This window comes from Anabaena sp. TISTR 8404 (assembly GCF_056847745.1).
In genome coordinates, this window is sequence record NZ_CP180578.1 from 2376285 (window position 1) to 2389292 (window position 13008).

11 protein-coding genes are annotated in these 13008 nt (G+C 39.6%); 7 read left to right on the forward strand and 4 right to left on the reverse strand.

Going from position 1 to position 13008, the window contains the following annotated elements:
• Positions 1-320: 320 nt before the first annotated feature.
• The 3 genes from ACMX3D_RS10285 (at position 321) to ACMX3D_RS10295 (ending at position 4228) form a co-directional block, all read left to right on the forward strand.
• Positions 321-1622: a cytochrome P450 gene (locus ACMX3D_RS10285; RefSeq protein WP_482751324.1), complete on the forward strand. Its 1302-nt coding sequence runs from the start codon at positions 321-323 to the stop codon at positions 1620-1622.
• A gap of 333 nt (positions 1623-1955) precedes the next feature.
• The gene (locus tag ACMX3D_RS10290; protein WP_482751325.1) at positions 1956-3845 is read left to right on the forward strand and encodes an ISL3 family transposase; all 1890 of its coding nucleotides are present in this window, start codon (positions 1956-1958) and stop codon (positions 3843-3845) included.
• A gap of 32 nt (positions 3846-3877) precedes the next feature.
• Positions 3878-4228 (forward strand): four helix bundle protein, encoded by a 351-nt coding sequence (locus ACMX3D_RS10295; RefSeq protein ID WP_482751326.1) that lies wholly within the window; start codon positions 3878-3880, stop codon positions 4226-4228.
• A 680-nt stretch (positions 4229-4908) separates the two neighbouring features.
• Here the strand turns inward: ACMX3D_RS10295 and ACMX3D_RS10300 are convergent.
• Both ACMX3D_RS10300 and ACMX3D_RS10305 read right to left on the reverse strand, forming a co-directional pair.
• Positions 4909-5274: a Tom37 metaxin N-terminal-like domain-containing protein gene (locus ACMX3D_RS10300; protein ID WP_482751327.1), complete on the reverse strand. Its 366-nt coding sequence runs from the start codon at positions 5272-5274 to the stop codon at positions 4909-4911.
• 168 nt (positions 5275-5442) lie between these two features.
• Positions 5443-6579 (reverse strand): cob(I)yrinic acid a,c-diamide adenosyltransferase, encoded by a 1137-nt coding sequence (locus ACMX3D_RS10305; protein WP_482751328.1) that lies wholly within the window; start codon positions 6577-6579, stop codon positions 5443-5445.
• A gap of 338 nt (positions 6580-6917) precedes the next feature.
• Here ACMX3D_RS10305 and fraC point away from each other — a divergent pair, with 338 nt between their 5' ends.
• The 4 genes from fraC to ACMX3D_RS10325 all read left to right on the forward strand — a co-directional run bounded on the left by fraC (position 6918) and on the right by ACMX3D_RS10325 (position 11095).
• The gene (gene fraC, locus ACMX3D_RS10310) at positions 6918-7460 is read left to right on the forward strand and encodes a filament integrity protein FraC (protein WP_482751329.1); all 543 of its coding nucleotides are present in this window, start codon (positions 6918-6920) and stop codon (positions 7458-7460) included.
• Positions 7461-7492: 32 nt separating this feature from the next.
• Positions 7493-8524, forward strand: a complete 1032-nt coding sequence (gene fraD / locus ACMX3D_RS10315; RefSeq protein WP_482751330.1) for a septal junction protein FraD — start codon at positions 7493-7495, stop codon at positions 8522-8524.
• A 286-nt stretch (positions 8525-8810) separates the two neighbouring features.
• Positions 8811-9581 (forward strand): ABC transporter permease, encoded by a 771-nt coding sequence (locus ACMX3D_RS10320; protein ID WP_482751331.1) that lies wholly within the window; start codon positions 8811-8813, stop codon positions 9579-9581.
• Positions 9582-9775: 194 nt separating this feature from the next.
• Entirely contained in the window at positions 9776-11095 is a 1320-nt protein-coding gene (locus ACMX3D_RS10325; RefSeq protein ID WP_482751332.1) for a 2Fe-2S iron-sulfur cluster-binding protein, read from the forward strand.
• A 65-nt stretch (positions 11096-11160) separates the two neighbouring features.
• On the opposite strand, the gene ACMX3D_RS10330 is transcribed toward ACMX3D_RS10325, so the two are convergent.
• Both ACMX3D_RS10330 and ACMX3D_RS10335 read right to left on the reverse strand, forming a co-directional pair.
• Complete coding sequence (locus ACMX3D_RS10330; RefSeq protein ID WP_482751333.1) at positions 11161-11775, reverse strand: pentapeptide repeat-containing protein; 615 nt, start codon at positions 11773-11775, stop codon at positions 11161-11163.
• 334 nt (positions 11776-12109) lie between these two features.
• Complete coding sequence (locus tag ACMX3D_RS10335; protein ID WP_482751334.1) at positions 12110-12994, reverse strand: carbohydrate ABC transporter permease; 885 nt, start codon at positions 12992-12994, stop codon at positions 12110-12112.
• Positions 12995-13008 lie beyond the last annotated feature (14 nt).

Genomic DNA, 13008 nt, shown 5'->3' on the forward strand with positions numbered 1-13008 from the left:
TTTTCTTGTTTAGAGACGCGTTTGTTTACAATGCGTCCCATTTTGAACATACCTCGGCGGCTACTCAATAAGTCGCACATCGCATCAAGGCTATTATAAAAAAGTTCTGCCTAAATCATTCCATAAGTAGAAATTGTATAGCACATATATCTTTTGCTCGACAGAGGTAAATCATTTATCAAACTTTTACACTGGGGTATCGCTAACTTAAATCGGGAGAAAACCATTCCTAGTTTAGTTGCAAAGACTTTTGGGGATGGAAAAACTTCAGAATGCATAAATAAATCCTACTCCGCAAACATCGTAATCTCCTACTAATTATGCATCCACCTAGTACCCCATTAATTCCCCCAGAGCATTTAGGATTGAATCGAGAAGACAACCAAAGTGGTTTAGCAAAACGCAATCAATCCCTAACTTATGACTTATTTGCACCAGAAATAATTGCTAATCCCTATCCATTGTACAAACGTATCCGCGAAGAAGATCCAGTTCACTATGAAGCATCCTTGGGCTACTGGATTTTAACTCGGTATCAAGATGTAGAAGCTGCCTTACGAGATGAACGGCTTAGTGCGAACCGACGGACTTTGTTTATTCAGCAATTGGGCAATCTAGATGTCAGTTTGATTCAAAACTTTTTGCAACTGACGGATAACTCGATGATTGAAAAAGATCCACCCGATCACTCGCGGATGCGAAAACTAGCGAATCAAGGCTTTACAACCCGTGCTTTAGAAAGCTGGCGGAGCATTATTCAAAAAACGACTGATACCTTATTAGATCAAGTGCAACATCAGGGTTATATGGATATTGTCTCTGACCTATCTGTACCGTTACCTAGCTTAATTATTGCCAAGATTTTTGGTGTACCAGAAAGCGATCGCCCTAACCTAATTCAGTGGGCGAGGGATATCAGTTCTTTCTGGGGCGCTCCATCTGGTAACAATATAGAAGAATTGGCGCGGAAAGCTGATACTAGTGCTGCTCAATTCACGGCTTTCATTAACCAACTCGTAGCTGAACGCCGTCAAAAACCAGGAACAGATATGATTAGCTTGCTGACAATGGCTTACACAGAGCAAAACCTGGATTTTGCAGAATTACCTTCCCTGTGCATTCTCATTCTCAATGCTGGCCGTTCAACTACTACTGATTTAATCCCCAATGGGGTATCAGCTTTGCTCAATCATCCTGAACAGCTACGGAAACTCAAGGATAATCCCGCCCTTATCTCATCAGCGATTGAAGAAATCATCCGCTATGACAGTTCGGTGTCCTTTGTATTTCGCATTGCCAAAGAAGATATAGAAATTGGTGGTCAAAAAATTCCCGCAGGTAGTATGATTGCTTTGGGATTAGGAGCAGCTAATCACGACCCAGCAAAATTTACTCTAGCAGACAATTTTGATATTGAGCGATCGCCTAATGAACATTTAGGGTTTGGCCCTGGTATCCATTTCTGTCTAGGTGCAGTTTTGGCTCGGATGGAATTAAATATTTGCTTCTCTACTTTGCTGAAGCGGTTCCCAAATCTTCAGTTTGATTCGATAAGACCCGCCCTTCCCCGTCGTAGTACCCTAGTTTTTAAGGGATTTGATGCTTTACCTGTGCGGTTCTAGTGAACAATGCGTCAAGAATTGAAGGTAAAAAAATATAAGATAACGCCGTTGCACAGTGACAAACTGGGGTATGGGGTAGTGTGAAGGTAGCTGCGACCAGGAGCAAACTAGACAGTTTAGTTTATTAACTTCCCAAAAAGTACCGAATTTTGTTAGAGAGTCGGAACTTTACCTAAAGAAATGACAATTTGATGGGTTCTTGGCAGATTTTGGTGATCTAGGTTGAGGGAAGGCAGAGGGCAGAAGGCAGAAGGCAGAAGTCAGAAAGATATAATCGAGATACTTCAAACTTCATTCCTTCAAACATTTGAGGTATAAGCCTCAGCAAGTTCTATGTCGGTGCTAACTCACCTATTACCAGATTCAAGCAATCTGAGACTTGAGAATTGCCAACTTGACAAAATAAAAACTCAGATAAATTTGATTGTTTCCGCAATCAGTAGAGTAGTTAACTGCCCATTTTGTAACCAACCAACTCAAAAAATTCATAGTCGCTATGAACGCTTATTAGCAGACTTACCCTGGGCTGATTACAGCATTACCTTACAGTTACGGGTAAGGAAGTTTTTTTGCATCAATAGTTTGTGTAAACGACGCATTTTTACAGAAAGGCTGACCAATGTAACTGCACCTTGGGCGAGAAAAACTCTACGTTTAGCTCAACGACTGAGTGTGATTGGTTTAGCTAATGGTGGTGCAGCAGGGGAAAGACTCTTACAGCAATGGGGGATAAAAGTTTCGCGCAACACACTGTTAAATTTAGTCCGCTCAATCCCACTGCCACCCATCGTAACGCCACATACTCTTGGAGTAGACGACTTCTGCTTTCGTAAATGTAAAACTTACGGGACAGCACTAATTGACCTAGAACGCAGCCGACCAATTGCTCTACTAAAAGATGCAAAAGCTGAAACCTTGACAGAATGGTTAAAAGCGCACCCTGGTGTCAAAGTCGTCTCACGAGATCGGTCAAAAACTTATGAAAGTGGTATTCGTCAAGGCGCACCAGAAGCTATTCAAGTTGCAGACCGTTTTCACTTATTGCAGAACTTATCTCAAACGCTCTATCAAGTCTTTGGTATGAATAACAAAGTACTTAAAGAAATTGAAAAACAAGTATTTAGTACTGATACTAAAGTGCATTTAGAGGTGGAAACATCACGAATTGAAGGCATTCGGGAATTGGATGAGGATACATCCCCCACCCAATTGCAGACCACTGAAATTCAAAACGAGTGTGGGGATGTTAAACCCTGTTTGGCAGAGAATACAGACGGATTGACTGCACAGGAAAACCCTCAAACCAATATTCTGCCGTCTGCCGTCTGCTCTGTGCCTTTCCCCGATAACCTTTCCATGATTGCTGAGACTAATAACAGTCCAGTTGTGCCAAGGTTTCCCCAAAACACATCTTTAAAAAGAAAAGTTCAATCCGCCAAAGCACGGGATAGACGGAGGGAACTCCATGAGCAAGTTTGGAGACTGCGGTCTATTGGCCTCTCAGGACTAGCAATCGCTCAAGAGCTGGGAGTTTCTAAAACTACCGTATTCAATTACTTGCGTAGCTCAACTTTTACCGAACGTCGTGAACGTAGCGACCACGGTCTGAGTCTTCTCAACCCTTATCATGATTACCTCCTCAGTCGCTGGAATAGCGGGAACCACAACACCCAAGAACTGTTTGAAGAAATTCGCACCTGCGGCTATATCGGTGGTTATGCTACGGTCGCTCGCTTCACTCGTTATCTCAAGACCTTGCGCGGATTTAAGCCAGCAAAGTGTTCAAAGAAAAACGCGTTCCCCAGGGTGAGTTCTTCCTCCCATCATCCTCTCACCCCCAGTCGCGTCACAGCTTTAGTCTTGCGACGACCAGAATTTATACAGCCTAATGAGCGTGAAATCATCGCTCAACTACAAACAGCCCATTCTGATTTGAAGTCAGTTATTGAACTAGCTCAACAGTTTGCATCTCTTGTACGTCAACGTCTACCTGAGCAACTCGATGCTTGGTTAAACACAGCTAAAAACAGCTCTGTTTCTTTGTTGCGCTCCTTTGCTGTTAGTTTAGAGTCTGACTACGATGCTGTCAAAGCAGGTGTAACTATGTCAGTTAGTAATGGCCCTGTTGAAGGACATATTAATCGACTGAAAATGTTAAAGCGGCAGATGTATGGTCGCGCCAAAATAGATTTACTGGAGCGACGGTTTTTGTTGGCTATTTGAGGACAAAAATTTGACATTTTACACTTGATTATATGAGTTATAGAAATCAGTTTATCTGGCAAAGGGCGGTTCAACTTGCTATCAATTGTTATAAATTTACCCGCCTATTTCCTCAGTCAGAATTGTATGGTCTAACTAGTCAAATCCGACGTTCTTCTGTATCTGTAGCATCCAATATAGCAGAAGGCTATGGTAGACGCTCAAAGCAAGAATACGTACAGTTTTTGCATATTGCTTTAGGCTCTTTAAGAGAACTCGATACACAATTAATCATTGCTAAAGAAGTAGATTTGGCAGAGAAAAATCTTTTTATTCCCCTATTAAATGAAGTTGAGGAAATGCAAAGTATATTAGTTGCCAGTTTAAATAAACTCAAAGTTTGAATCTATAATTTCCTTCTGACTCCTTCTACCTTCTGCCTTCTGCCCTCTGCCCTCTGCCTTCCCTCAACCTAGATCACCAAAAGTGGACAAGACCCATTTGATGCCTAAAAAGTACCAAGTGGTGCATCTATTTTGCTCTAAAGTTCCGACTTCAATTAAAAGCGGAACTTTAAGTACGATGGTTGCGATCACCCACAGAGCAGCATAGCTGATTGCTATCTCAAGAAGCTCATCAAATCCTGAAACGCTTATTATGCAACGCTTATACAATACTTTGCAATACTCGTTTCAGCTATATCCACTCCTATTTATATAAACTAAACTATCTAGTTTGCCCCTGGTCACAGCTATCTTCACATTACCCCAATTCGTTCGTCAATCTGTTCAAGCTTGCGGCATAGAAGGCTCTGCTTTTGCGATCGCTCTTAGCCTCTTCTTCGCAAGGAAGTTGAGCGTTAAAGGCTCTCGAAAGTCTTACTGTGTCTAGTTTTTACTTTTAAATTAAGAAATAGCATTATGTGGGTTGCTTAAATAGCGATCGCACGCTAATCAATAACTTAAAATTCTTCTTTACACCTTTGCGCGAAACAAAAAATTATTTCCCCAACTCCAAATCGCTGAAAAATAGTTGATTCATACGGTCATAATGCTGACAGTTGAGTGCAAGCAATTTTATCAACTTACTCAACAATTTGTTCACATGCTTCGACTGGAGCAGCATCACTCAACGCACTAATTAAAGCTTTTCGATAAATTCGCCAATTTTCTGGGACTTGGTAACGGATGTAAGCTTCTCCCCAGTAGATGTTTTCTTTAATCATCCGCCGAAAAGCCAAGGAAATGGCTTTTTCCAGCGGTGTTAAGCCTGCATCTAAATCGATTCCAACTTCAGACTTAAACATTTTAATGATTAAGGTAGAATCACCTATGAGCTTTCCTTGGTAGTCAATAAACGGAATTTTGCCTTTGGGGGCTATTGCTAAGTTGACTGCTGTATCAGTTTTATAGTCCAACTTGTCCATACGCAACCAAGTTTTGAGCTTCATACAAGCCGATGCTCAAGCTGGGTAGCCCCCATAAAGGCGGTGAAGTGTATAAGGTAATCATTTCTTCTTGGTGGTCAGTATGGTTGTGAACATCATCAACATACCACCAACCAAAATAGCGATCGCCAATCCGCCTGTTACCCAATCCAGCACATTAGTATTATCCATCTAAAAATCAACTCCCCGTTTCAGTTCTACGCCGTGATTAGCATAGTGTTTGTGGCAGTATACCTCAGAGTGGATACTCGCTAAATCAAAGTAAGCTGGTTGCTGTTGGCAACGTCCAGTAATAATAATTTCTGTATCACGGGGTTTGCGAAGTAAGGCTTGAACTATCGGTTCTACTGGGAGGAGTTCTAAATCTACTGTGGGGTTAAGTTCATCTAAGATGATGGTTTTATACAATCCAGATGCGATCGCAGTTTTGGCAATTTCCCAACCGCGTTCAGCTTCCACATAATCTAATTCTTGTCGGGAATTGCGCCAAACAATAGCATCTCGACCACAACGTTGATGATCTACCACTTCCGGGTAAGATTGTTGCAAAGCTGCGATCGCTGCATCTTCTGTATAACCGCTACCACCTTTGAGCCATTGCATAATCAACACGCGGGTAGAACCAGGATGGTTAATCCCTCTACCAATGGCTTGTAAAGCTTTACCCAAGGCGCTGGTAGATTTACCTTTACCTGCACCAGTATAAATTTCAATGCCCTCAATTAATAATTGTTGGGCAGTGGGGTGATGTTGCGGTTTCATTTCCGAGTGTAAATCCGCAATTTCCAGTAACTTTTCTGGTGCGCCGCGTCCGGTGGCGATAATTTCTAATTCTTGGGGTTTGGCTTTTAATGTCCGCACCACTTCATCTACTGGTAGCAAACCCAAGTCTAGGACGGGGTTGAGTTCATCTAATACTACTACCGAATACAAACCAGAAGCGATCGCACCTTTAGCCACATCCCAACCCCGCGCCGCTTCTTGTCGGTCGTAGGGAATAATTTCTTCTGCACTAAAAAATTCCGCTCTCCCAGTCCGTACCTGATCAATTAAATGAGGAAAACCACGCTGTAAAGCTGCGATCGCGCCATCTTCATCATAGTCGCGTTCTGGCCCTTTTAAAAACCGCAGCAGCAAGACGCGGTTGGAATGACTTGATGTGTTGATTCCCAAGCCAATCGAACGCAAAACCACCCCTAACGCTGCTTGAGATTTACCCTTACCCAAACCGTCATAGACGTGAATTTGACCTGTAAGCCGTTCAGAACGCGCTTGCGCCGTGCGTATACCAATCCCGTTCCTTGTCATCTCTCGAAAACCTGTAACGTGGCAGTCTCTAATCTTACCTAACGTCTTGCACTACCATAGCAATTTTGGATTTTGGATTTTAGATTTTGGATTAAAAATCCTGACTATCCGACAGTTCTAGAGTTCGCAAACAATTTTACCTATTTCAATTCGGTATCTGATGAAAAAATCTCTTTTGGATGCTTCCATACAAGAGTTTGCAGGATATATTAACAGGGTAAATAGGGGTATACTGGCACACCAAGATGGTAAACAGCGATCGCAATGAGATAATTGCCGCCATCAGCCTGATTATCCCGACTTTACCCTTTCACTTTAAACCTTACCATTGACTTTCTATGCTAGATGATTTTACCCTGCCTCGACTTTTGCCCATTGGCGTGATGTTGTTTAACCTTTTATTTTTTTTAATTGCTATACCTATTGAAGCTTATGTTTTCAATCGTCGGCTAAAGTTTGACAAGAAAACTAGTATTTTTTATGCCATAGCTACCAATCTTTTTTCTGGAACTCTTGGTTGGATCATCTTTTTTTTCTTAGAACCAATTTTGCCACCAGAAATTAAATCGGAATTAATTAATTATGTATTCTTTAATAACTTTAGATATGCCAATACCCAAGCAACTTTGATTTTAACTACTTTTATTATTTTCTTTACAACTTTTTTAATGAAATTTTTACTGTTACAGCTTTTCGTATTTACCTTAAGTGAAGATGGTTGGAAAAAGCCAGACATCACTGAAACATCTCAAAGGAGGCAGTTACGTCGCACTTCACCGAATATCAAATTGCAAACAACTAACTTAGTTACCACTACATTAATAGCGAATTCTTTCAGTTATACCGCTATTACGATTGTTTTATTGATTCGTAATAGATAAATTTTGTTATTTACATTACTTGGAGGTCAAAAATGAACGTTTTATTTAAAGACTTATTTGGCATATTTAAATTTACTGAAGATATCTATGCCAGAGTTAGAAAAATATTAGTACCATCCAAAGCTTATGCTTGGCAAACACTAATTTATTTAAGTGTATTTTCTGGGATATTATCATATTTTGCTATAGGATATGTCAGAGATATAATTGCCTTTTGCGGGTGGTTATTTTTAATTGCTGGTACAGCTTGGTATACCACTGATGATCCGCTGAGAGTTCCTGGCACCTTTATGCCAGTAGGTGCAGTAATTACAGGGTTTTTGGTGAGTGTTTTTGCCTTTGGCAATCAACAGGATGTAATTACACCCAGAACCATCGTACTCTGGCCAACTATATCAGCTTTAATTACAGCCATTCCTGAATTTATTGAAGGCACAGATACCGACTCAAAAGCGCAAATTCCCAAACCAGAAGTTAGGCAAAGAATCATCGTTTTAGTGGCAAGTTGTATGATTCTGAGTTGCTGGCTACAATTTTACTTTGTCATGGATAAATGGTTAAAAGAATATCCCAGCTTATTAGCAGATAACTTTCAACGCAGCACCTTTGTCAGAAGAACTGATTTTATTGAAAAAGTTCCAAAAAATGGTGTTTTAATTTTAGATAAACTGCAACCACTCGTAGAACAACAAATAGATGAACGACCTTGGTCACAAGTAGAAAGATGGCTACTAGATGCCAAATTACAAGTAGGAAATTTAGGGAACAGAGTTATAGAAAAACACCTGGGAACATTGGAAGAAAAAGCACTATGGCGTGTTGAACCACGAGTAGTTAATACTAAATCTGGTGGATATATATTAGATTTACTCAGTATTTGGCGAGGTCCAAGTTCCAGCCGAAAAGGATATTACCTGAAAAAATCTTGTCGGATTGACCCAGTAGCAAGTTCTACGAAAAAAGCCATCACAACCAAAAACCCAGAGGATAAAATCGCAGTCGGAGAAATAGAATGCGATCGCGTTAGTAAGTTTATTGCTGGTTCCCCTCCAGCACAACAGTAGGAAGTGTGAAGTGTGAAGTATGAAGTATGAAGTGTGTAGATACCTTTTGGGTGGCTTCTTGTAGGGTAATTTTATCTTTTAGCCAACTCTCTTCGAGAGAGGAAACAGGGAAGAGGCAACTGGCAACAGTGATATGTCATCAGGAGGAAAACTTAACAGGCAACAGGTTGTTTCTTTCTATTCCCTGTTCCCTATTCCCTGTTCTCTTATTAACCAATGACTATTGACCATTGACCATTGACTATTGACCAATGACCATTGACCATTGACTATTGACTATTAACCAATGAGAACTTTTGTAATTGCGAAAAATGTATTTCAGGAAGTGGTACGCGATCGCATTTTATATGTGATTGGATTTTATACTTTAGTGCTGGCGATCGCGTGGCGAGTACTCCCGGAATTTGCGGCTACTAATGAAACCAAAATGTTGTTAGACTTTGGCATTGTAGCCATGAGTACCATTACCTTAATTGTCGCTGTATTTATCGGTACTGGACTGGTTAAAAAAGAAATTGATAAGCGCACTATTTTGGTGTTAATTGCTAAACCTGTTAGCCGCAGTGAAATTATTACTGGCAAATTCTTGGGTTTGTCAGCAGTATTGGCTGTCTTGATATCCACAATGACTGCTATTTATCTAGTCTTTTTACAACTAGAGAATATTCCTCATCCTACACTCAGCATTTTAATCGCCGTAGTTTTTCTGTTTTTACAGTTATCTCTAATTAATGCTGTGGCTATTACTTTGGGGGTGTTTACGAATTCTTTGTTGGCGATAACGTTAACGTTTGCCGTGTACTTAATGGGTAATATTACTCAAGATTTAGTTAAATTGGGTCGTTTGAGTGAAAATCCAGTGATGGAACGTATCACTCAAGGTTTATATCTAATTTTGCCCGATTTATCCCGTTTAGATTTCAAAAATGATGCCGTTTATGGAATGCAAGCTTTACCGAATGCAACTGTGTTAATCACAAATGCAGGTTATGGAATACTTTACAGCATCATGCTATTGGCGATCGCAAGTTTTGTTTTCTCAAAGCGGGAATTTTAAATATTAGTCAAAATCACTGGCTGTTTGTAATTCTTAATTAATTCGGAGGCGCTTTCTAAAGTAAATCTAAAGAGACTCAACAGGAATAAAAACGAACGGTAGGATGCAGATAATCTTTCGGTAAAACGACTGAAATTAGAATCTTCGCAGGTATATACCAACATCACTTAAAAAGTCTGAGGTAGGAAATAACAATGCTGGAAAGTCTGGGAAGAATTAACCATCCATTCGTCAGAAGTGTTGCCGCAGCAGCTACCGTTGGTTCAGTAGTAACTTTGTCTACTGCTATTGTAATTGGGTTTGCCAATCCTAAAGATAAATCTGCCCATCAATTTGGTGTTTATTCCTCACTATTTGGTGCAGCTGCTGGTGCAGTCTTCGGCTTAGTTTATACCAGTAAAACAAGTGAAAATCAATCTACTCCAGACCTCAAAGAAACAGACAGCAATGTTTGGCAAGACTGGCGAAATTTTGTGGTTGTGCGGAAGGTAAAAGAAAGCGAAGAAATTACATCGTTCTATTTGCAACCTGAAGATAAAGGTAAAATTCCCAACTTTCAACCAGGACAATTTTTAACTATCAAACTAGATATTCCAGGACAAAATAAGTCTGTAATTCGGACTTACTCTCTTTCTGATTATCCAGAAACTGGCGAATATTATCGTCTCTCAATTAAGCGAGAACCTGCACCAAATGGATTAGATGTTATGCCTGGTATAGCATCTAATTTTATGCACGATCGCATTCATGAAGGTGCTGTAATTCCAGCCAAACCACCAAACGGTAAATTTGTGCTGGATGTACAGAAATATACCCCCGCAGTCTTGATTAGCAATGGTGTAGGAATTACGCCGATGATTAGTATGGCGAAAGCTTGTACTCGGCTGAATCCTCAGCGTCATGTTTGGTTTGTACATGGGGCGAGAGATGGTCAATTCCATGCTTTTCAAGATGAAATCATGGAAATTGCCCAACAAAATCTTAATTTAAATGTACATATTTGCTACAGTCGTCCTCGACCAGAAGATGCAGGTAAATATCACAGTTTTGGGTATGTTGATGCGGCGTTAATTCAAGAATTATGCCAACAAGAAGCTGAATATTTTCTATGTGGTTCACCACCATTTATTCAGTCTATTACCGAAGGACTGAAAGCATCGGGAGTACCTAATAGTAGAGTCTTCTTTGAATCCTTCGGGAAACCGATGAAAACTGAGACTGACAAACAAACTCAGACTACAACTCCAGGTGAGGAATTTGCAGAAATTGTCTTTGCCAAATCTGGCAAAACTTTAACATGGCAACCTAGTGATGGCACTATTTTAGAATTTGCCGAAGCTAATGATATTAATCCACCTTTTAGTTGTCGTGTAGGGGTTTGCGGTACTTGTATGTGTAAAATCCGCGAAGGTGAAGTTGCTTATCAAGAAGAACCAAGTGCAACAACTGATAAAGGTTCGGTATTGATTTGTATTTCTCAACCTGGAAGTTCTAAATTGGTATTAGATATTTAATAAATTACTTTAATATATGAAGCTTTAGATCCCCGACTTCTCAAAGAAGTCGGGAATATTGTTGTTTAATAACTAATAATGATCTCAGGTTTATAAATTGTACCTTCAGGCATAATGGTATGCCGGAGTTTACTATAAATTATTTTTGTTTCCCAAAGGTTTGCATTTAATAAATTTGCATTAGTTAAATTAGTCCAAGTTAAATCTGCGCCATTTAAGTTTGCTTCTGTTAAATTAGCTTCTAGTAATATTGCGCCGCATAGGCTGGCTTCTGTTAAATTAGCTTTGACTAATTTAGCTTCTATTAACGAAGCTTCAATCAATTTGGCATTACTCAAGTCGGCTTCTGTGAAATCTGCACCGCATAAAGAAGCACCCCAAAAGTTACTATTACTACATTGCGATCGCCACAAGCAAGACCCACACAAATTGGCATAACTTAAATCAGCATTGCTTAAATTTACTTGGGTTAAATTTGCCTCACTTAAGTCTGCGCCAGTCAAAATACAACCAGATAAATTAGCATAGCGTAAATCTGATCCCCGAAAGTTAGCATTACTTAAATCAAGTTCTTTTAACTCAATTCCTCGCAAATCGCATCTACTGAAATCCTGCTGCTGATTACATTTTTCGTGAATTTGGCTAGAGATTAATTCCTGCAAGTCAGCAAAATTTCTCATAGTACTCACCTCAGAGTATCAATAATTGCAAGGCTCAATTGTGAGAGTCATACCATTTTGGATTGGGAATTACTATTTGTGTCTGAATTCTCACAATCCATATTTTGTATTCTCTTTTCCAAGTAGTATCACTGTATATAGAGATTACACTAATAAAGCAAATTCGCTGAATGAGAAATTAATAATATTTGGAGAATTCACGAAAAATAAGCTATAAATGTAGCTTGCATAACAAAAATTGCTGACATAAGTCAGGAAATATTAATAATATTTAGGTACAGATACCCGACTTATTTTAGAAGTTAGATATCTTGTTATTCTCTAATCAAATTAATTATTCTTCGCCCCAAGTTCGTAATTGCAAATACACTAAAACTAAAGTTACAGCTAACAAAACTGTGGCAGCAGCAGCAGCATAACCGAAATCAAATTGACCAAAAGCTTCTTGATAAATGTAGTAAACCAACAAATTAGTAGAATTCAACGGGCCGCCACCAGTCATCACGTAAACTTGTTCAAAACTCCGCAATGTAAAAATTGCTGTGGTAACTGTAGCAAAAACTAAAGTCGGGCGTAGTCCAGGCAAGGTTACATACCAAAATTGTTGCCAAGCATTCGCACCATCTAATTCGGCTGCTTCATAGCGGCTGGGAGGAATTGCTTGCAACCCTGCTAAAAAGACAACCATATTAAAACCCAATTGTTTCCAAATACTTAAGATAATTAAAACAGGCATTGCCCAAAATGTATCTCCTAACCAAGGAATTGGCGCAATACCAAATATATTCAAAAATGCGTTTACAGGGCCAGCAGTTTGAAATAGCCAGCGAAATCCTAAACCAGCAGCTACAAGAGAAATGATTGACGGTAAAAAATAAGCACTTCTTAAAATTCCCCGCAACGCTAGGGAACGATTTAATAATACTGCTAACCCTAAAGGAATAATTAAACTGGGGATGACAGTAGCAAGGGTAAAATAAATTGTATTACCAAGAACTTGCCAAAAATCGGGGTTAAGTAGCAAGCGCCAGTAGTTTTTGAACCCTACCCAATAAGTACCTGTGGATGTAAAACTACCAGCCGTGAAACTGAGGTAAAACAAATAGGCGATCGGCCAAATTACAAACAGACCTAATAAAATTAATGCGGGTGTGAGAAAAGTCCAGGCGGCAAATGTATCATTATCTAGCCACGATTTATTAGTATATATTTTTGGCATCTATTAATTTTCCC